At 54.7% G+C, this 20,528-nt stretch carries 19 protein-coding genes; 6 read left to right on the top strand and 13 right to left on the bottom strand.

The annotated features are described in order from the left end of the window. Positions 1-56 precede the first annotated feature (56 nt). The 7 genes from hflX to DFK18_RS05630 all read right to left on the bottom strand — a co-directional run bounded on the left by hflX (position 57) and on the right by DFK18_RS05630 (position 8,109). Entirely contained in the window at positions 57-1,352 is a 1,296-nt protein-coding gene (gene hflX, locus DFK18_RS05660) for a ribosome rescue GTPase HflX (RefSeq protein WP_114417269.1), read from the bottom strand. Between the two features lie 34 nt (positions 1,353-1,386). Then, complete coding sequence (gene hfq / locus DFK18_RS05655) at positions 1,387-1,626, bottom strand: RNA chaperone Hfq (protein ID WP_114417268.1); 240 nt, start codon at positions 1,624-1,626, stop codon at positions 1,387-1,389. Between the two features lie 185 nt (positions 1,627-1,811). Then, positions 1,812-2,774, bottom strand: coding sequence for a tRNA (adenosine(37)-N6)-dimethylallyltransferase MiaA (miaA, locus tag DFK18_RS05650; RefSeq protein ID WP_114417267.1), 963 nt, complete (start codon positions 2,772-2,774; stop codon positions 1,812-1,814). A 3-nt stretch (positions 2,775-2,777) separates the two neighbouring features. Continuing rightward, the gene (mutL, locus tag DFK18_RS05645) at positions 2,778-4,655 is read right to left on the bottom strand and encodes a DNA mismatch repair endonuclease MutL (RefSeq protein WP_114417543.1); all 1,878 of its coding nucleotides are present in this window, start codon (positions 4,653-4,655) and stop codon (positions 2,778-2,780) included. Further along, entirely contained in the window at positions 4,655-5,986 is a 1,332-nt protein-coding gene (locus DFK18_RS05640) for an N-acetylmuramoyl-L-alanine amidase (protein ID WP_114417266.1), read from the bottom strand. Before DFK18_RS05640 ends, mutL begins: the two co-directional genes overlap by 1 nt. A gap of 32 nt (positions 5,987-6,018) precedes the next feature. After that, on the bottom strand, positions 6,019-6,492 hold the full coding sequence (tsaE, locus tag DFK18_RS05635) for a tRNA (adenosine(37)-N6)-threonylcarbamoyltransferase complex ATPase subunit type 1 TsaE (RefSeq protein WP_114417265.1): 474 nt from the start codon (positions 6,490-6,492) through the stop codon (positions 6,019-6,021). A 66-nt stretch (positions 6,493-6,558) separates the two neighbouring features. Further along, positions 6,559-8,109, bottom strand: coding sequence for an NAD(P)H-hydrate dehydratase (locus DFK18_RS05630; RefSeq protein ID WP_114417264.1), 1,551 nt, complete (start codon positions 8,107-8,109; stop codon positions 6,559-6,561). Between the two features lie 76 nt (positions 8,110-8,185). On the opposite strand from DFK18_RS05630, the gene DFK18_RS05625 reads away from it, so the two are divergent. Further along, the gene (locus DFK18_RS05625) at positions 8,186-9,520 is read left to right on the top strand and encodes a Na+/H+ antiporter family protein (protein WP_114417263.1); all 1,335 of its coding nucleotides are present in this window, start codon (positions 8,186-8,188) and stop codon (positions 9,518-9,520) included. A 7-nt stretch (positions 9,521-9,527) separates the two neighbouring features. Here DFK18_RS05625 and DFK18_RS05620 read toward each other — a convergent pair whose 3' ends face one another. Then, positions 9,528-10,532, bottom strand: coding sequence for a 2-hydroxyacid dehydrogenase (locus tag DFK18_RS05620; RefSeq protein WP_114417262.1), 1,005 nt, complete (start codon positions 10,530-10,532; stop codon positions 9,528-9,530). A gap of 30 nt (positions 10,533-10,562) precedes the next feature. On the opposite strand from DFK18_RS05620, the gene queG reads away from it, so the two are divergent. Beyond that, a complete protein-coding gene (gene queG / locus DFK18_RS05615) occupies positions 10,563-11,666 on the top strand; it encodes a tRNA epoxyqueuosine(34) reductase QueG (protein ID WP_114417261.1) in 1,104 nt (367 codons plus the stop codon). On the opposite strand, the gene DFK18_RS05610 is transcribed toward queG, so the two are convergent. Then, positions 11,635-12,636 carry a tRNA dihydrouridine synthase gene (locus tag DFK18_RS05610; protein WP_342769742.1) on the bottom strand — a complete coding sequence of 334 codons (1,002 nt, stop codon included), beginning with the start codon at positions 12,634-12,636 and terminating at the stop codon, positions 11,635-11,637. The two genes, queG and DFK18_RS05610, sit on opposite strands and share 32 nt — an antisense overlap. A gap of 303 nt (positions 12,637-12,939) precedes the next feature. Here DFK18_RS05610 and DFK18_RS05605 point away from each other — a divergent pair, with 303 nt between their 5' ends. From DFK18_RS05605 to DFK18_RS05590, 4 genes are all read left to right on the top strand, one after another. Then, positions 12,940-13,197 carry an OadG family protein gene (locus DFK18_RS05605; protein WP_114417260.1) on the top strand — a complete coding sequence of 86 codons (258 nt, stop codon included), beginning with the start codon at positions 12,940-12,942 and terminating at the stop codon, positions 13,195-13,197. A 52-nt stretch (positions 13,198-13,249) separates the two neighbouring features. Next, a complete protein-coding gene (gene oadA / locus DFK18_RS05600; protein WP_114417259.1) occupies positions 13,250-15,049 on the top strand; it encodes a sodium-extruding oxaloacetate decarboxylase subunit alpha in 1,800 nt (599 codons plus the stop codon). A 29-nt stretch (positions 15,050-15,078) separates the two neighbouring features. After that, positions 15,079-16,398: a sodium ion-translocating decarboxylase subunit beta gene (locus DFK18_RS05595; RefSeq protein ID WP_114417258.1), complete on the top strand. Its 1,320-nt coding sequence runs from the start codon at positions 15,079-15,081 to the stop codon at positions 16,396-16,398. Positions 16,399-16,855: 457 nt separating this feature from the next. Beyond that, positions 16,856-17,587, top strand: coding sequence for a CBS domain-containing protein (locus DFK18_RS05590; RefSeq protein WP_114417257.1), 732 nt, complete (start codon positions 16,856-16,858; stop codon positions 17,585-17,587). 6 nt (positions 17,588-17,593) lie between these two features. Here the strand turns inward: DFK18_RS05590 and DFK18_RS05585 are convergent, their stop codons facing one another. The 4 genes from DFK18_RS05585 to lgt all read right to left on the bottom strand — a co-directional run bounded on the left by DFK18_RS05585 (position 17,594) and on the right by lgt (position 20,520). Next, a complete protein-coding gene (locus tag DFK18_RS05585) occupies positions 17,594-18,319 on the bottom strand; it encodes a ProQ/FINO family protein (RefSeq protein ID WP_114417256.1) in 726 nt (241 codons plus the stop codon). Between the two features lie 77 nt (positions 18,320-18,396). Continuing rightward, entirely contained in the window at positions 18,397-18,921 is a 525-nt protein-coding gene (locus tag DFK18_RS05580) for a dihydrofolate reductase (protein WP_114417255.1), read from the bottom strand. Continuing rightward, positions 18,918-19,712, bottom strand: a complete 795-nt coding sequence (locus DFK18_RS05575) for a thymidylate synthase (protein ID WP_114417254.1) — start codon at positions 19,710-19,712, stop codon at positions 18,918-18,920. The genes DFK18_RS05580 and DFK18_RS05575 overlap by 4 nt, the downstream gene beginning before the upstream one ends. 31 nt (positions 19,713-19,743) lie before the next feature. Next, positions 19,744-20,520 (bottom strand): prolipoprotein diacylglyceryl transferase, encoded by a 777-nt coding sequence (gene lgt / locus DFK18_RS05570; protein ID WP_114417253.1) that lies wholly within the window; start codon positions 20,518-20,520, stop codon positions 19,744-19,746. Positions 20,521-20,528 lie beyond the last annotated feature (8 nt).

The following is a 20,528-nucleotide window of genomic DNA, read 5'->3' as shown; positions in this document are numbered from 1 at the left end:
TCCACTTAAGGAAAGTGTTTAATTTTGCGCAATGCTACCTGAAAAACGTGATCAGGTCATGGTTTTGTCAGCCATTTCAGGTCTTCTGATTGCAGCTTCAGGCCTGCTAGTAGCTGATTAAAATCCTTTTGCGGCAAGCGTATTTCCAGCTGGCAATAACCCTGGTCATCGTAATCTTCCTTGACCACGGCGCCCAGATCAAACAGCTTGCCACGCAACCGCGTATCCGCAGGCGCCAGCTCCAGAACACCTTTGACCAATCGCGGCAAGAGGCGTTCATTGATGGCTTGCAACAAAAGGTCCAGGCCTTCGCCTGTTTGTGCCGATAGCCAGACTCTTTCTGGCAGACCTTCATCATCCCGATCAATTCGTGGCTGCTGTTCAAGCAGATCAATCTTGTTAAACACCAGCAGCGCAGGTACGTCTCCAGCGTTGATCTCATCCAGGACTTCGTTGACCTGGTAAAGATTGTCTTCCCGCTCTTCACTGGCTGCATCGACAACGTGCAACAGCAGGGTCGCTTCTGAAGCTTCCTGAAGTGTAGCCTGAAAAGCCTCAACCAGCTTGTGTGGAAGATGACGAATAAATCCCACGGTATCAGCCAGGATCACCGGCCCCAGATCACCAACCTCAAGGCGTCTCAGGGTAGGGTCCAGCGTAGCAAATAGCTGGTCAGCGGCATAAACGCCGGAACGGGTCAGGTTGTTGAACAGGGTGGATTTCCCCGCGTTGGTGTAGCCCACCAAGGACACAGCGGGTATTTCTGCCTGAACGCGAGCCCGGCGGCTGTTTTGCCGCTGCACGCGGACCTTTTGCAGCCGCTTGTTGATGGCACTGATACGGGTTCTAAGGAGTCGCCGGTCGGTTTCCAGCTGGGTTTCACCCGGACCTCGCAACCCGATCCCGCCTTTTTGGCGTTCCAGGTGGGTCCAGCCACGTACCAGGCGCGTACTCATGAACTCCAGTTGAGCCAGTTCAACCTGAAGCTTGCCTTCATAGGTTCTGGCTCGCTGGGCAAAGATATCCAGGATGAGTCCGGTACGATCAAGAACACGACATTGCAGTTCCCGTTCCAGATTGCGTTCCTGGGAAGGTTTAAGACTGTGGTTGAAAAGCACCAGATCAGCCTCGTTATCCTTGACGGCCTGACGGACTTCTTCCAGTTTGCCCTGGCCAATAAATAAGCGGGGGGAGGGTTGGTTACGCCGCCCCTGGATCAGGGCTACGGCTTCACCACCGGCAGAACGAACCAGCTCCTGAAATTCCTGGGAATCTTCACGATCCGCCTCATCCTGCATGTCCAAATGGACAAGGACGGCACGATCACCGCCCCTTTCACGTTCAAAAAACAATCAATAACTCCTAGCCTTCAAGGTCATGCAAAGCTCAGGACTCATCTTCTTCGTCTTGAGCGGGCAGGCGAACACTGCGGGTTGGCACCACCGTGGAAATTGCATGCTTGTAGACCATCTGGCTGACAGTGTTGCGCAGCAGAATCACGAACTGGTCAAAGGACTCGATCTGCCCTTGCAGCTTGATTCCATTAACCAAAAAAATGGAAACGGGAATACGCTCTTTGCGCAGTAGATTCAAATAAGGATCTTGTAGTGTTTGCCCTTTAGACATGGCATGTCTCCCTTTGACATTAGAATTTTATCTTAGTGTAATTTTATTCATGAAGCCGCTGAGCAACCCTCAGGGCACTGACTGAAGCAGTGCATCGGTTAATCAGTGGTTCTTAAGCACTAGGCTTAACTGCTCTTGATAAACATGAACAATTATAACCAGCTTATCCAGCCTCTGTCTGACATTTATGTTGCCGAACGACAAAATTTGTCAGCCAGCTTCAGTGTCTGACTGGTCACTTCAAGGTCTTCAGCCACCAGCCACTCCAGGTTCTCCCAGGAGCGCATCCAGGTCAGTTGCCGCTTGGCCAGCTGCCGAGTTGCCACAACCCCCTTTTCGAACATCTCCTGCTCATTGAGTTCACCATCCAGATACTGGCCAACTTGACGGTAGCCGACTGAACGCATTGAAGGCAGGCCGGAATGCAAATCAGGGCGAGCTTTCAGGGCCTCTACCTCGGCTACAAAACCTGCCTCAAGCATTTTGGCAAAGCGCTGTTCAATGCGCTGATGCAAGAGTTTTCTGTCGGCTGGTGCCAGACCCAGTTGCAGGGTTCTCCAGGGAAAGGGACGCTGATCGGCTTGCTGTTCCTGCCACAGCTGGGTGCGGGTTTTGCCGGTAATTTCCCATAACTCCAGAGCTCTCAGGGTTCGCTGGGGATCAGTCGGAGCAATGCGAGCAGCAGAAGCCGGATCCAGCTCTGCCAACCGCTGATGCAGGGCAGGACAACCCTTTTTCTGCAATTCCTCTTCCAGGCGCTGGCGAATTCCGGGATCGGCAGACGGCAGATTCGAGTCGCCAGCCAGCAGGCGCTGAAAATAAAGAGAAGTTCCACCGACCAGTAGAGGAATACGTCCGGCTGCGGTGATCTCTTCCATGGCAGCCAGGGCATCACGACGAAAATCCCCGGCTGAATAGCTGTCAGCCGGATCGCGTATATCGATCAAACGATGAGGAGCCCTAGCCAGGGTTTCGGCATCCGGCTTGGCGGTGCCGATATCCATCCCCCGATACACCAACGCTGAATCCACACTGATAATTTCGCAGGGCAAGTCTTCTACCAGGCGTACGGCCAGATCGGTTTTACCCGAAGCAGTCGGTCCCAAAAGGAAGATGGCGCCAGGGCGTGTCTCTGTATTCCTGCTCATGCTTCAACGCCCCCTTAAAAACATACGATCCAAATCACCCAGAGTCAGCTGAAACCAGGTGGGTCGACCATGATTACACTGGTCACTGCGCTCGGTGGCTTCCATATCCCGAAGAAGGGCATTCATTTCCGCCAGTTTCAACTGACGCCCGGCCCTGACCGAACCATGACAGGCAATCGTGGCCAGGACTTCATTAATCGACGCTTCCAGGCTGCGGGCACTGCCATAACGCTGCAACTCCTGCAGCAGGCTGGTTACCAGATCCGGCCCCGAAGCTCCCTGAAGAAGCACTGGCAAGGCTCTGATCACCAGCTCGCAAGGGCCCAGGGGTTCCAGCTCCACGCCCAAATCCTGAAGCAAAGCATTTTGCTGGCCCGCCACCTCCACCAACTCTTCATCCAGGGTCAGGGTTTCCGGTACCAGCAGCGGTTGGCTGGTTAAAGGGCGCTGCAACCAAGCTTTTTTCAGGCCTTCGTAGGTAATACGTTCATGAGCGGCATGCATATCCACAACCACCAGTCCCTGAGCATTTTCAGACAGGATGTAGATACCCTGAAACTGGGCCAAGGCATAGCCCAGAGGTGGCAGTTCGCCTTCATTGCGGTTTTCATGAGTAGACGGGGAGGCAGCCGGTTGGCTCTGCGCCAACTTTTCGTAAAAAGCCAGCGTATCCGCCACGCCAGCGCCTGAAGCCTGACTGCTGGCCGGAGAGCGCCAGTCCAAGCGCTCCTGCTCACGCGGGGAGGAAACCGGTAGCGGAGGCATTTCCTGTTGAGGAATTTGTGCTGCTGCAGCTGGCTTTCCAGGCGGCTGGGCGGAAGCTGACTGGGGCGTGGCAACCGGCTCCTGCTCGGCCCCCAAAAGGGCCGCACCCAGGCGCTTGTGCAGGGAGGAAAAAATAAAATCATGCACCCAGCGACCATCCCGAAAACGCACCTCGTGCTTGGTCGGATGCACATTGACATCCACGATGGTCGGATCAACCTCCAGCCAGAGCACAAACACCGGATGCCGCCCGGAATAGAGCACATCCTGATAAGCCTGACGGATGGCATGAGCAACCAGCTTGTCACGGACGACGCGACCATTGACAAAAAAGTACTGGCGATCCGCCTGGGCCCGAGCATAAACCGGCAAACCCACCCAACCGGTCAGACTGATACCTGAAGCGACCGCATCGACCTGCAGGGATTGCCCAAGAAAGTCCTTGCTTAATAGCTGGCTGATACGCCGGGCCAGATGTCGCTCATCTGCCTCTGCGGTCACGGCTGGCAGCTGATGCAGCACCTTACCCTGATGCTTGAGAGAAAAACTGACATCCTGGCGTGACAGGGCGATCCGCCGGAAGACTTCTTCCAGGTGAGCAAATTCGGTTCGCTGGGTACGCAGAAATTTTCGCCTTGCCGGGGTATTGAAGAAAAGATCCCGAACCACGAGGCTGGTTCCCTGGGGGTGCGGTGCCGGGGTGACCCTTGGTTGCATTTCCCGACCTTCGGCTACCACGCGCCAGCCCTTGCCACTGGCATCGGTGCTGGTAATCAGTTCCAATCGAGAGACAGAACTGATGGATGCCAGAGCTTCTCCACGAAAACCCAGAGTAGCCACTCCTTCCAGATCATCCAGGGTTGCTATCTTACTGGTCGCATGGCGTGCCAGTGCCAACGGCAAATCCTGTTGGTCGATACCGCGTCCGTTATCCTTGACGCGCAGCAGGCGAACGCCGCCTTCTTCCACTTCCACATCGATCTGGGTGGCTCCGGCATCCAGGGCATTTTCCAGCAATTCCTTGAGAACCGACGCCGGGCGTTCAACCACCTCCCCGGCAGCAATCTGGTTGGCCAGACGTGGCGTTAAAACCTGAATCGGTCGAGCTTGTTGCATCATGAAGAAGGAATCCGTAGCGTTTGCCCCACGCGGATGGTATCCCCGGAAAGGTTGTTCAATTCACGCAGCTCGCTGATGTCCACGCCCTGACTGCGGGCGATTTCTGAAAGGGTGTCGCCATTGCGAATGGTATAACGACTCAGGGAAGCCTCGGAATTGCCCGCCAAAACCGAATTATGTGGTGGGTTTTCAAGAAAATATTCCCTGACCGCTGCAGCGATCTGCTGGCCCAGGCGTTGCTGAAAAGCCGGATCCTGCAGACGTCTTTCTTCTTGAGGATTGGATATAAAACCAGCCTCGATCAGCATGGAGGGCAAATCCGGTGATTTGAGCACCACGAAACCAGCCTGCTCCACACTGCGACGGTGCAAGCGGTTGACTCGCCCCATATTGGTCAGTACCCGCGAACCGGCTTTCATGCTTTCCGACAGGGTTGCCGTCATGGATAGATCCACCAGCACCCCGGCCAGGGTTTCATCCTTGTCTCCCAGGGTCAGCACCCCCTCAACACCACCAATCAGATCGGCACGGTTCTCACTGTCTGCCAACCAGCGGGCAGACTCGGAACTGGCACCCCGCTGGGAAAGCACATAAACCGAGGTCCCCTGGGGTTCAGGAGAACGATAGGCATCGGCATGGATGGATAGAAAAAGATCCGCTCTGGCTCGGCGTGCCAGCTCCACACGCTGACGCAGACCAATATAGTAGTCTCCCGTGCGAGTCAGTATGGCTTCGAAGGCAGGATCTTCATTGATAATATCGGCCAGTCGACGCGACAACTCCCAAACCACATCCTTTTCCAGGGTGCCGCTGGGGCCAATAGCACCCGGATCTTCGCCGCCGTGCCCCGGGTCGATGGCAATCACGACCTGGCGCTGTTCACGGGGCAGGGTTTCTCGGGGCGGCGCTTCATCGATGCGACTTTCACCCGGCAGCACCAGATCCACCACCAGACGGTCGCCATACTGTTCGTTGGGCCGCAGCAGAAAACTGCGGGGCTGAATGGATCTTTCCAAATCCAGAACCACGCGCAGATCATCCCCATTTCTGACCGCATGACGAATTCGCCGGATGGGCGTGTTATCCAGATTGGCCTGGGTAAAGCGAGTAGCCAGGCGAACATCACTGATATCGATGACCAATCGGTGGGGGTTTTCCAGGCTGAAAACCCGGTGGCTGGCTGGCCCCGAAAGATCAAAAACCAGGCGCACATGGTCAGGTGCGGGCCAGATACGCAGCCCCTCGATACTTGAGGCCAGGGCTCCATTACTGGCCAGCATTCCCAGCAGCAAAAGGGCAAAAAGGCGGTAGCTAAAAGACTTGATCATGCACTAGGAACCAGTTACGAGACAATTAAATGTTATGCAGGGTTGGACGCCGGTCCGAGCAGTTGCAGGGCAGCCTCACCGACCGCTGTTCCTGCCTCGATGCTGGCTTCCCGACCCTCGTCTTCGGCCAGGGCGAAGGTAACCACAAGATCGGCTTCGGGCAGAAAGCCCTGCCCCTTTTCGGGCCATTCGATCAGGCACAGAGCCCCTTCTTCAAAGTAATCGCGGATACCGATCATTTCCAGCTCTTCAGGGTCGCTGAGGCGATAGAGATCAAAATGATACACACTCTGGTCATCCAGCACATAGGGCTCCACCAGGGTGTAGGTCGGGCTCTTGACTGCGCCCTGATGACCCAGAGCGCGAATAAACCCTCGGGTAAACGTGGTTTTTCCGGCCCCCAGATCACCTTCCAGGAAGATGACGCCCTGATCCAACACTTTGGCCAGGCGAGCTCCCAGAGCCATTTGTTCATTTTCATCAGCAAGATAGAATCGGGCTTGCATAGCGTTCACCTGTAAACCGTGCATTATAAAACTTTTACTGAAAGAAAGATAAGTCTGCAACCCGTATCAGTTCACACCCTCACGCAAAAAGGGTAGAAGATCGCTGGGTAGCAAACCACGGGGCTGATCACCAGCAGCCTTATCCCCCGCCTGGGCATGAATCCGCATACCCAGTGCAGCTGCCTGGGAAGCATGCAAACCCTGCGCCAGAAGCGCGGCGATACAACCACTCAGCAGATCGCCCATGCCTGCCACACCCATGCCAGCATTGCCAAAAGGGCAGATAAGCGGCAAGTAGCTTTCCCCAGTTATTTCATCCGGTCGCTGGCAACAGGAGCCAGCCCCCTTGAGCAGACTGACAGCTCCGGTCTGCAAGGCCAACAAACGGACAGCCTGCAAGCGGTTTTTTTGGATTTCTGCTCCCGACCATCCCAGCAGTCGGGCTGCCTCTCCAGGATGCGGGGTAATAACCCAGTTGTCCGTGGCCAGCTGAGCAGAAGGTTTAACCCCCGCTGCACAAAGATTCAAGGCATCGGCATCGACCAGACAGGGACCGGAAAATAGCCAACTGGTTTCCCAAAGGTGTTGAGCCACTGCGCCCTGTCCCAAACCCGGACCAATCAGTAGGGCATCGGCCCAGCGAAAGTTCTCTTCCAACTGCTCTGTCAGGGCCTCGGGGTCCTGCTGCCAGGCTTCCACCAGAAGTTCCGGCTGGCTGACAAGAACCGGCATAACATTATCCGCAGCAGTCAGCAGTTTGACCATCCCTGCCCCGCTTCGTAAAGCAGCTTGAGCGGCCAATAGGGCAGCTCCTCCCATGCCAGTCTGACCAGCCACAATCAACAAGCGCCCGTGACTGACCTTATGACCATCGGCCTGGCGGGGCTTCAGCAGCTTCTGTCCCTCTTCCCGTGCCTGCAGCCAAGCCAGGGGTTCCTCTTCGATCTGCTCCTGGGTAATACTCAAATCCGCCCAGAAAACCCGACCAGCAAATGCTGGTCCCTGTCCGGTAAACAAACCCGGCTTGAGAACAATAAAGGTCAGGGTCAGTTGAGCTTTTACCGCACAACCGGCCACGGCCCCCTCATCCACCAGCAGTCCCGAGGGGGTATCCAGCGCAAGAATGGGTGTTGATGAAGCATTCAGAATCTCAATCCATTCCTTGATGCGTCCACGCACCTCCCCCTGCAGACCTATCCCCAAGAGGGCATCCACCAGCACTTCATCTTGATCCAGCAGCTCCGGCTCACCAGCCTCCGGCTGCAGACCTGCAGCCTGAACAGCTGCCCAGGCCTCGGCAGCTTCACCGATATAAGCACTCGGATCACCTGTAATCCAGAGACGCACTGTTTTACCCGCCTCTTGGGCCAACAGCGCCAGCAGGAGGCCATCGCCCCCGTTGTTGCCACCACCGCAAAAAACACTGATACGTTCTGCCTTTGGCCAACGCTGACGCAGGAGTTGCCAAGCCGCCTTGGCCGCTCTTTGCATGAGTTCAAAACCTGGGGTTCCTGCTGCTATCACCTGCTGGTCAATAGCAGCAGCCGAAGCCGCTGAGTAGAGTGGCCAGGCTGCCGAAGGATCAGCAGGTGATTGGCGACGAGGGTCGATCAGCATGCTTTTTTCTCCCGTGAAGACAAGGTCAAATCTTTCTGCTAACCTTGCGCGCTTTTTTCAGTCGAGGCAAAACCTCATGAATGCAGTCGTTGTTGCTATCTTAGTCATGGTCACCCTGAGTCTGGCAAGGGTTTCCGTGGTCTTCTCCCTGATTATTGCGGCCCTGGTGGGCGGCCCTCTAGCCGGGATGCCCCTGGAAGAAATTCTCGCCGCCTTTAATGATGGCCTCGGCCAGGGTGCCGGAATCGCCCTGTCTTATGCTGCCCTGGGTGCTTTTGCCGTGGCCCTGGCTCGTTCGGGAATTACCGATCGCCTGGCAGGCTTTATTCTCCAGCGCCTGCATGACCAGGCCAAAATCAGCAACCAGTGGCTGAGCAGCCTTCTTCTCGGGGCATTACTGCTGATGGCGATCAGTTCCCAGAACCTGATTCCGGTTCATATCGCCTTTATTCCCATCCTGGTACCCCCGCTACTGGCTGTAATGAATCGCCTTAACCTGGATCGCCGTGCCGTAGCCTGTGTGATCACCTTTGGTATCACTGCTCCCTACATGCTTCTGCCCGTCGGTTTTGGCGCCATCTTCCTGAATGACATCCTTTTGACCAACCTGAATACTGCCGGGGCCGCTGAAGGCGTTGTTTTCTCGGCAGAGCGCATCCCCCAGGCCATGCTGCTGCCGATTCTGGGTATGGCGCTAGGCTTGATCGTTGCGGTATTTTTCAGCTACCGCAAGAAACGCCACTATGCTTCCCTACCCATTGGTGACCAGCAGCCAGTCAGGGAAACACCACTAAAACCCTGGCAATGGCTGATCATTCTGGCCTCTATCCTGACTGCCCTGGGGGTTCAACTGGGTTTTAATTCCATGGTCCTGGGCGGTCTGGCCGGTTTTGCTCTCTTATCCCTGAGCGGCGTGTTCCGCTGGCGCGAGCAGGACGATATTTTCACCGAAGGCATGCGCATGATGGCCCTGGTCGGCTTTATCATGATCACGGCGTCAGGCTTTGCTGGCGTCATGCAGGCCACCGGTGCCATTCCTGAACTGGTGGAAACCTCGGTAGAGGTTATTGGTGACAACAAGGGCATGGCCGCACTAATCATGCTGCTGGTGGGCCTGTTCATTACGCTGGGTATCGGCTCTTCCTTTTCCACCATTCCCATTATTGCAGCTCTTTATGTACCCCTGGCGCTAAGCTTTGGTTTCTCGCCCCTGGCAACCATTGCCCTGGTAGGCACAGCTGCGGCTCTGGGGGATGCCGGTTCCCCGGCTTCCGATTCCACCCTGGGTCCGACCTCCGGCCTGAATGCCGATGGCCAGCATGACCACATCTGGGATTCCGTCGTCCCCACCTTCGTACACTATAATCTGCCGCTGATTGCCTTTGGCTGGCTGGCGGCCATGCTTCTCTAGCCTACAATCAGGCACTGAGTTTATGGGTCAGCTCATTATCACAGGGCTGATCCTGATCCAGCTGTTGCAGGTTAGCCAGGGTAATCTCGGCAATCTGGGTCAGGGCTTCACGGGTAAAAAAGCCCTGGTGGCCGGTCACCAAAACATTGGGGAAAGTCATCAGCCGCGCGAGCAGGTCGTCGGAGAGAATTTCATCCGAGCGATCATGGAAAAAGACATCCCCTTCCTGCTCATAGACATCCAGCGCCAGGTATCCCAATTGGCCGGATTTAAGGGCATGAACTGCTGCGGCTGTATCTATCAGGGCACCACGACTGGTATTAACCAGCATGACTCCCGGCTTCATCTGATCCAGCGCCTGCTGATCGATCAAGTGATGGTTTTCCGGTGTCAGGGGGCAATGCAGACTTATAATATCGCTTTCGGCGTAGAGCTCTTCCAGAGAAACATAAGTGCCGCCCAGGGCCAGAAACGCCTGATTGGCAAAGGGATCATGAGCCAGCAACTCACAGCCAAAGCCCTTGAGAATGCGGGCGACACTCAACCCGATCTGACCGGTGCCCACCAGACCCACCTTGCGCCCGTGCAGGTTAAACCCTAGCAGACCGTTGAGTTGGAAATTGTTTTCCCTCACCCGGTTAAAAGCTCGATGCGTCTGGCGATTGAGCGTAAGAATCAGAGCCAGGGTATGCTCGGCTACTGCTTCAGGGGAGTAGGCAGGCACTCGAACCACAGCCAATCCCAGGGATCGAGCCGCCTCCAGATCCACCTGGTTAAAACCGGCACAGCGTAACGCCAGAAAACGAATGCCCAGACGCTCAAGGGCCTGCAAACAATCTGCATCCAGCGTATCATTAACAAAAACACAGACACCATCAGCACCCTCGGCCAAACGCGCCGTGGAAGCATCCAGAGCGGCCTCCTGATAGACAAGCTCAAAACCATACTGCTGGTTGGCCTGGTCAAAAAACTGCTGATCATATTTCTGCGCACTGAAAAAACAAATTCGCATAACCGGCATCCCGACTGATTTGAAAACCTGATGATACCACTGGATTCACAACAACAAGCCTGCCTTGCCGATCTGGCTCAGCAAATCAAAGACCTGGCAAAGGATTATGGTTTTGCGGCGACAGGTATCAGCAGCGTCGATCTGGGCGAACATCCGGCCTATCTCAAGAAATGGCTGGATGCTGGCTATGAAGGCGAAATGCAATGGATGCACCGGCATCTGGATAAACGCTGTGATCCGGCCGAACTGGAACCCGGCACCCTGGCCGTGGTGACCCTACGCATGGATTACCTGCCCCCGGAAACCGAAACAGTCAAAATCCTGGGCAAACCTGAAAAAGCCTACATCAGCCGCTATGCCGTGGGTCGTGACTACCACAAACTGGTGCGCAAGCGCTTGGCCCAGCTGGCCAAAGCTCTCAACCAGCGACTGGATGCACTACCGGAATTACGCGAGGCTTTTCCTGAACTCAAGAGCCGGGCTTTTACCGATTCCGCCCCGGTACTGGAAAGAGCCCTGGCGCAGCAAGGCGGCCTGGGCTGGATTGGCAAGAACTGCATGCTGATCACCCCCAAGGCGGGTAGTTGGTTTTTTCTGGGCGAGCTTTACCTGAATTTGCCTTTACCGCCTGATCCTGCCTTTGGCCGGGATCACTGCGGCCAGTGTTCAGCCTGCCATAGCGCCTGCCCCACGGATGCTTTTGTCGCCGATGGAGTGCTGGATGCCACCCGCTGCATCAGCTATCTGACCATCGAACTCAAGGGCAGCATCCCCGAAGAGCTGCGCCCCCTGATGGGCAATCGCATTTTTGGCTGTGATGATTGCCAACTGGTCTGCCCCTGGAACCGTTTTGCCAAGCCTACCGCAGAAAAGGATTTTCATCCGCGCCACCAGCTGGACAGCGCCGATCTGGTCGATCTCTTTGCCTGGGATGAAACTACTTTTTTGAAAAATACCGAGGGCTCGACCATTCGGCGTACGGGTTATATCAGCTGGTTGCGCAACCTGGCGGTGGCTCTCGGCAACGCCCCCGGTAGCACTGAGGTAATCCAGGCCCTGCAAGCCAGGGCTGACCATCCTGAAGCCCTGGTCAGAGAACATGTCAGCTGGGCATTAAAGCAGCACCGCCTTTAGCTTCCAGCAGCTCGATTACCTGGCTTTCTTCCTCCAGACGTTTGCACTGATCAAAAGCCTTGCGGGCCAGGTCTCCCCAACGCGGAACCAGCATCAACAGCCACTGTTTGATGCGCATGACCCTGACCCTTTCGCTATACTGGCTGCCTCCTGACTGCATCCAGGTCAACATCAACCCCAGCAGATCACTGAAGCGGGTTTCCGCAAACGCCTGTCCGGCTGCATAAGCCTTGATTCGCGCCGCCAACCAGGGGTCCGCCATGGCAGTTCTGCCCAGCATCACCTGGTTCACACCCGAAGCCTGGCAGCATTTCTGGTAATCCTCCAGAGTCCAGATATCACCATTGGCGAATAAAGGCAGGCTAACTGCCTGTGCAATTCGGCCTATCTCGGCCCAATGGGCCGGTGGCTTGTAGCCCTGCACCTTGGTACGGGCATGAATCACCAACTGGGTGGCTCCGGCAGCTTCTATGGCCTGAGCGTTTTCCACGGCCAGCGAAGTATCTTCAAACCCCAAGCGCATCTTGGCCGTAACCGGAAGCTGCAGGGGCTTCAAGGCTTCCACCACCGCCCGGGTTACGGCGCCCACCTGTTCGGGTTTGCGTAAAAGACTGGCACCCCCACCATGACGGTTAACGATCTTGGCAGGACAACCAAAATTAAGATCCACCACCTGGGCACCCGCCTTGGCAGCCACCCGGGCATTAATTGCCATGGATTCAGGATCACTACCCAACAATTGCAGGTGGACAGGCACACCGGAAGGCGTTACCGCACCCTGGCGCAGCTCCGGTGAGCAGCGATGAAAAACCTTGAGGGGCAGGCGCTCATGAGAGACACGGACAAATTCGGTCACGCAAAAATCCCAGCCACCTTGCGCCGTGATCAACTCACGAACCGTGGCTTCCAACACTCCTTCCATGGGTGCCAGGGCGACCTGGGGATTGATTTCAGTCAGGGATGGAGTCACTCGTTGGCTCACTGGTTAAAAAAAGCTGCATTTACTGGGAAACCGCCATTTTACCTCAGAGCTTGCCAAAACTGATGACTGGCAAGTCGTTTTTTATCGCCAAGCCCGAAGGGGCCAGCAAACTCCCAGCGTTAATCTGTAATCCTGAGACATTTTGTCAAGTTGGTAGTGATTCTTGTAGTTGCTACAAAAATAAAACTGGTGCAAGGTTAAACAGATCACACTTTTAACAGGCAGCAATCTTCGCATTTTGCCGAACTTAAGCCAGTTTCGGCTTGCTTAGACCTAAAATGAGGAACTGCAATGCAAGAACCTGATTTGATTACGGAAGGCCTCAACCTTCTGATTCTGGGGATGGGTTTTGTCTTTGTCTTTCTGACACTGCTGGTGGTGGCCACCACCCTGATGTCCAAGTCAATCAACCACTTTTTTCCGGAAGCAGAAGAACCTGCTCCAGCCAAAGCAGGTAAGGCCGCAGCCTTGCCAACAGAGCAGAACTCTGAAGTTATCGCGGCCATCTCTGCCGCTATTCACCTGCACCGTCATCGAAATAAAAATTAACCGCCACCACCCGTGGCATGACCGCTTTCAATTGCTAAACAGGTAATTAACGATGAATGCACCCAAGAAAAAACTCGGCATAACCGATGTCGTTCTCCGTGATGCCCACCAATCCCTGCTGGCGACCCGCATGCGTATTGACGACATGCTGCCTATTGCAGAAAAACTCGACCAGGTTGGTTTCTGGTCTCTGGAAAGCTGGGGCGGAGCGACTTTTGACTCCTGTATCCGTTACCTGGGTGAAGACCCCTGGGATCGCATTCGTGAACTGAAAAAGGCCATGCCCAACACCCCTCAGCAGATGCTGCTGCGTGGTCAGAATCTGCTGGGTTACCGCCACTATGCTGATGATGTGGTCGACAAATTTGTCGAGCGCGCGGCCACCAACGGTGTTGATGTCTTCCGTGTGTTTGACGCCATGAACGATCCTCGCAATCTGGAAACCGCCCTGAAAGCCGTCAAGCAACAAGGCAAGCATGCCCAGGGTACTATTTCCTACACGATCTCTCCGGTTCACACCATGCAGATGTGGCTGGATCTGGCCAAGAAAATCGAAGACATGGGCGCTGACTCCCTGGCCATCAAAGACATGGCCGGTCTGCTTAACCCCTATGTAGCCTATGAACTGGTTTCCAAGCTGAAAGCAAGCCTCAGCATCCCCATTCATATGCAGTGTCACGCCACCACCGGCCTGTCCACCTCTGCTATCGTCAAGGCTGTGGAAGCAGGTATCGACAACGTTGATACGGCTATCTCCTCGATGTCCCAGACCTATGGTCACAGCCCCACCGAATCCGTGGTATCTATCTTCAAGGATACCGAATGGGATACCGGCCTGGATATCGAACTGCTGGAAGACATTGCTGCCTACTTCCGTGAAGTGCGGAAGAAATACGCTCAGTTTGAAGGTTCACTGCGCGGCGTTGATTCCCGCATTCTGGTGGCCCAGGTTCCAGGCGGCATGCTGACCAACATGGAAAGCCAGCTGAAAGAACAGGGTGCCGGCGACAAGCTGGATGATGTACTTGCCGAGATTCCCAAGGTTCGTGAAGACCTGGGCTACATCCCTCTGGTCACGCCTACCTCGCAAATTGTGGGTACCCAAGCGGTCATGAACGTCCTTATGGGCGAGCGTTACAAGTCTATCAGTAAAGAAGTTCAGAAAGTCCTCAAGGGCGAATACGGTGCTGCACCTTCCGAACTCAACAAGGAACTGCAGGATCGTGTACTGGAAGGCAAGGAACCCATTACCTGCCGTCCTGCTGACCTGATCGATGACGAAATGGACAAGCTGGAAAAAGAACTGGAAGCCAAAGCCAAGGATGAAGGTATTGAGCTGGCCAAGGGCGAAAACAAACTGGATGACGTCCTGACTTATGCACTCTTCCCGGAAATCGGCCTGAAATTCCTGCGTAACCGTGGTGATGCCTCAGCATTTGAACCCGTACCCACTCTGGAATCCGCCCAGGCAGCGACTGCACCAGCCAAGGCTGCTTCCGGTGATGAACCCGGTGTTTACACCGTCAAGGTCAATGGCAACAGCTATGTCGTCGAAGTGGCCGAGGGTGGTGACATCACCAGTGTTACCCCAACCGGCAGCGCACCGGCACCAGCGGCCCCTGCAGCACCTGCTGCCAGCAGTGGCGAAGCCATTACCGCACCTCTGGCTGGTAACATCTTCAAAATTCTGGTCAAACCCGGTGATGCAGTAGAAGCCAATCAGGTCGTCATCATCATGGAAGCGATGAAAATGGAAACCGAAATTCGTGCCAGCAGTGCCGGTACCGTCGGTAGTGTTGATGTACGTGAAGGGGATGCCGTACAGGTTGGTGACACCCTGCTCACCCTTTAATTGACGGATTCTCTAGCGGAGCTTTACCCATGGATAAAGTGTTATTGCTGTGGGAAGGTTCAGGTCTCTACAACCTGACCCTGCCCCAGTTCATCATGATTGCGATCTGCCTGGTGCTGCTGTATCTGGCAATTGCGAAGAAATTTGAGCCTTTGTTGTTGCTGCCGATCGGTTTCGGCGGCATCCTGGCCAACATTCCTGAAGCCGGGCTGGCCTTGTCGGCCCTGGATCAGGCTATCAGTGTTCTCAACCCTGAGACAGCGCGTCTCTTTGCCCAGGAACTGGGAATCACCCTGCAAAGCGCAGCGGAAGAAGAAAACCGCCTGGCCATCAAGGCTGCCGTAAAAGGCCTTGAAGACCCGGTTATCTACAAGAACCTGAAAGCTATTGCAGCAGCCCAAGGCTACACGGATGGCATGCTTTATACCTTCTACAAGGTGACTATCGCGTCTGGTGCTGCCCCGCTGATCATCTTTATGGGTGTGGGCGCCATGACTGACTTTGGCCCCCTGCTGGCCAACCCCAGAACCCTTTTCCTGGGTGCTGCAGCTCAGTTTGGTATCTTTGCAACGGTTCTCGGTGCGGTAGGCTTGTCTGCTCTGGGTGTGGTTGATTTCAACATCAACCAGGCAGCAGCCATCGGTATTATCGGTGGTGCGGATGGTCCCACAGCCATCTATGTATCCAGTATTCTGGCTCCTGAACTCCTGGGTGCCATTGCTGTAGCCGCCTATTCCTATATGGCACTGGTGCCTTTGATCCAGCCGCCCATTATGCGTGCCCTGACCTCCAAGGAAGAAAGATCCATCCAGATGAGTCAGCTGCGTCCGGTCAGCAAGAAGGAGAAGATCATCTTCCCGATTGCCGTTCTGGGTCTGGTTGTACTCTTCCTGCCTTCGGCAGCACCTCTGCTGGGCATGTTCTGTCTGGGTAACCTGATGCGTGAATCCGGTGTGGTGGAGCGTCTGTCGGATACTGCACAGAACGCTCTGATCAATACCGTGACCATCTTCCTGGGTCTGTCTGTTGGTTCCAAGCTGGTCGCGGATCTCTTCCTGACCGTGGAAACTCTGGGCATTCTGTCACTGGGTATTGTGGCCTTTGGTATCGGTACCGCTTGTGGTGTCTTGATGGCCAAGCTGATGAACCGCTTCAGCAAGATGCCCATCAACCCCTTGATCGGTTCTGCCGGTGTATCCGCCGTTCCTATGGCGGCGCGGGTATCCAATAAGGTCGGTCTGGAATCCAACCCCCAGAACTTCCTGCTCATGCACGCCATGGGACCCAACGTTGCCGGGGTTATTGGTTCTGCCGTTGCGGCAGGCATCATGATTATGTATCTGGGTTAACCTGAACTGATCAAGCCGCAAAAGAAAACCGGAGCCCTAGGGCTCCGGTTTTTTATTGGCTTCTCTTGATGGAAGCTTGAAGAAATTTACAGTCGGGAATCCCGTCAAGCGGCCATCTTCAGTGGCATCTGCTCAACATCGGCACAAAAGGCCTCTTCCCAAGCCTGTCTGGCTTGCAGCTCTGCGGCGAGAGCCAACAACATTTCTTCACTCATATTTCCCTCTGCCTGTTAGGCTTTGAAAATTGCTCAGGGCGTAATGCCCACACTAAAAGTAGTCCAATTAAGGCCGCGATGCCAGGCCAGTACGAAAAGATTTTTTTATCGAGATTTCAGATATTTAAGATAAAAATTATCTCGCAGTGCAGCAATGGACAAAAAACAGCGAAAAAGGCAGGATAGAAACCTCTGCTTGAGTCTATAATCAAGACCTCTGCTAAATAACCAAGGAGAAGGGTATGGTATTCCCCATTCACGAACAGGGGCTTCGAATCCACACCCCCAAAAATCAGCTGCTACAGCGACCTGCCATCCGCCAAACCCAAGCCACCTCGGCCAGTCGTCGCCTGGTGGATCACGATGGTGATAGGGAGCACGAACAGAACATCACCGACCAGACCTGGTTAAACCGACAGTTGACTGCAGGGGAAAAGCACGAAGAGGAAGCGGATCACCAACAGGAGGATGAAAGCCAACTGGTGACAGGGAAAAGAGCCGTCAACGCTTACAATCAGGTGGAACAAAGCCATACCCACCACGAACTGCATCTGCCTGCTAGTCGGGTGATGCGCTCTCCAGTCATCACCCTGGAGGCCAGCGCCAGCATTAACCAGGCCTGGGAAGTCCTGGCAGAGAATCAGATTCACCATTTAGTACTGGTTGATGATCAAGGCCAACTGGAAGGCATCGTCAATGATCGCGACCTGCTGGCCGAAGCAGCCGGCGTCGGCAGTTGGAGTCAGGAAGAGGAAGAAATTGACTTAACTAGCATCCAGGTTCGCCAACTGATCAAAGTTCCCCTGATTACGGCTCTGGAAAACACGGATGTCAGAGATATCGCGCGACTGATGCTCAAGCATCGGGTCAGAGCTGTTCCTGTCCTGGATCAGGAGGGTGAGCTCTTGGGTCTGGTCACTCGTTCGGATTTGATGCTGGGACTAGCCAACCAGAGAATCGAGCTGGATACCTGATCCAGCCTAGTGGCGGTTCAGCTTGAGCAGTTGATCCAGCTTGGACTGCATCCTTTCGTCTTCGGCGCGTTTTTTCTGTTCAGCTTCCTGCTGGCGACGGCGGCTATCCTTTTGCTTTTTCTGCTCTTCCCATTCCACTAGTTGGTTGCGAGCAAATTCTGCTTCCTCCTCAGTGACAAAGCCAGCGTTCTGGCCTTGCAAATCCAAACGCACTGCACCGGCTTTCAAACAACGCAGGTAACGCGGAAGCTTTACATAACCGGCCAAAGCCCGGCGAATTTTTTTCTGATCACCGCCTTCAGCTTCCTGCAGGTCTTCATGGATTCCGATTTTCAAAGGCTGAGGCTGGCCCGGCATGAACGCGCGCGGATAGCTTTTGATCCAGTGCTCCAGACGCTGCTGAGGGTTCAACTCTTCCAGTTCCGGGTAGCCTTCTTCAGGCGCAACCCCTGGCGGTGCCGTCTCCAATCCCAGGGTTTCACGAATCAGTACCATCAAGGCATCAGGGCGATGAAGGAGTTTGGCCGCTTCCGGATCCTTTAAACCAGCATCTACTTTTTCACGCAGGCGAGTCAGCTTGCCTTCCAATTCGGCAACCTGCTGTTCCAGATCCTGGTTTCTTTGCTGTAAACGATCAATTTCCTGATGGGCCAGATTCAGGGCCTGAACACCCTGATCGGCGTAACTGGTCAACTGATCAAAAAGATCATCCACTTTTTGCTCGAACGCCATTTTTGTTCTTCCTACGCATGCAGTCAGGTTTTTTTTAGCATTATTTACCGCCCATTGCCAGAAACCTGCTCGCTATTTCAGCGTCTGCGTTCCAGATACTTGATCTGGTAGCCATAACGATTACCTTCCTGGGCTGGGTAGGTATCACGACTGAGTTCCTGCCATTCGTCTTCTTTAACTTCCGGAAACCAGGTATCGCCTTCAGGTTCGGCTTCCACCTGGGTGAGGTAGAGGCGCGAAGCCAGAGGAAATGCCTGTTGATAGATCTGGCCGCCGCCCATCACCATAATCTCCGGAGAAGCGTCGATAATGGCTTGGCTGTCAGCCAGTTTCAGTGCTTCTTCCAGACTGGCCGCCACACGGATTCCCGGATGGGAAAATTCAGGATTGCGACTGATCACGATATTGGTTCGCCCGGGCAGAGGGCGGCCAATGGATTCAAAAGTTGCTCGCCCCATGACCAGTGGCTTGCCCAGGGTCGTGCGTTTGAAATGCTGAAGTTCTTCGGGTAGATACCAGGGCATGGCATTTTCATGCCCGATGACCCAGTTACGTGCAGCGGCAACAATAATGGCAACAGGGGTTTCCAGATTCAGGTTCATACAGCCACCGGTGCCTTGATATGTGGATGAAATTCATAGTCCTTGATGGCAATGTCATCAAAGGTGAAATCAAACAGATTTTTCACTTCGGGATTCAATTCCAGCCGGGGTGCAGGCAGAGGTTCACGACTTAACTGCAGGTCTGTCTGCTCCAGATGATTACTGTAGAGGTGCGCATCACCCAGAGTGTGAACAAACTCGCCCGCTTGCAGGCCGGTCACCTGGGCAATCATCTCGGTCAGCAAGGCATAGCTGGCAATATTAAAGGGCACGCCCAGAAAGATATCCGCCGATCGCTGATAAAGCTGGCAGGACAACTTGCCATCAGCAACATAAAACTGGAAAAGACAATGGCAGGGTGGGAGTGCCATTTCATCGACCAATGCTGGATTCCAGGCAGATACCAGCAGCCGCCGCGAATCGGGATTATTTTTGATCTGCTGCAAAAGCTTTTCGATCTGATCGACACTGCCACCACGCGGATCAGGCCAGGAGCGCCACTGATAGCCGTAAACCGGTCCCAAGTCGCCCTGTTCATCGGCCCACTCATCCCAGATGGAAACGCCGTTTTCCTTAAGGTAGGCGATATTGGTATCGCCTTTCAGGAACCAGAGAAGCTCATGGATGATAGAACGCAGATGCAGTTTTTTAGTGGTGACCAACGGGAAGCCTTTGCCCAGATCAAAGCGCATCTGGTAGCCAAACACGCTATAGGTTCCGGTTCCCGTCCGGTCTGACTTATAGACCCCGTTTTCCCGCACATGGCGCATTAAATCCAGATAGGCTTGCATATCTTCAGCTCGCTAAAAGTAAATCCTACTATTATGCCTGCTTATTCCTATAGGCCCAATAGATGAGTCCGCCCCCTACCAATATCATGGGTAGTGACAGGAGTTGCCCCATACTCAGTCCTGCAGTCAGCAAGCCAAGATGGGCGTCGGGTTCACGCGTAAATTCCACCAGAAAGCGCAAACTGCCGTAGCCCAGAAGGAAAAGGCCGGAAACACTACCTAGCGGCCGGGGCTGACGCGAAAAAATCCAAAGAAGGATAAACAGTAGCAGGCCTTCAAGCGCAAATTGATAAAGCTGGGAGGGATGCCGTGCCATATCGCCTGCACCCGGGAAAACCATGCCCCAGGGCACCTCGGTGGTTCGTCCCCAAAGTTCGCCATTAATAAAGTTACCCAGACGCCCCAGACCCAAGCCGATGGGTGTCAGGGGAGCCACGAAGTCACCCAATTCCAGCCAGTGCAAACGGTGGCGGCGGGCAAAGACAATCAGAGCCACGACTACACCGAGGAAGCCACCATGAAAGGCCATACCGCCTTCCCAGACGCGCAGCAACCAAAGCGGATCCGCCAGAACTCGGTCAAAATGATAGAAGAGGGCATAGCCCAGACGCCCCCCGAGCACGACCCCCAGCGCGGCATAGAACACCAGGTCTCCGATCTGTTCATGGGTCAAGCCCAGGCGCTTGGCTCTCTGGCGGGCCAGCCACCAGGCCAGACCTATCCCAACCAGATAGGTCAAACCATACCAGTGCACGGATACCGGCCCCAGGCTAAAAGCCACCGGGTCAATCTGTGGATACTCCAACAAGCCATCTC

The sequence above is a fragment of the Marinospirillum perlucidum genome (assembly GCF_003336805.1).
GTDB lineage: Bacteria > Pseudomonadota > Gammaproteobacteria > Pseudomonadales > Halomonadaceae > Marinospirillum > Marinospirillum perlucidum.
The sequence above is the reverse complement of the archived record's forward strand: the minus strand, read 5'-3'. Positions and strand labels throughout refer to the sequence as shown.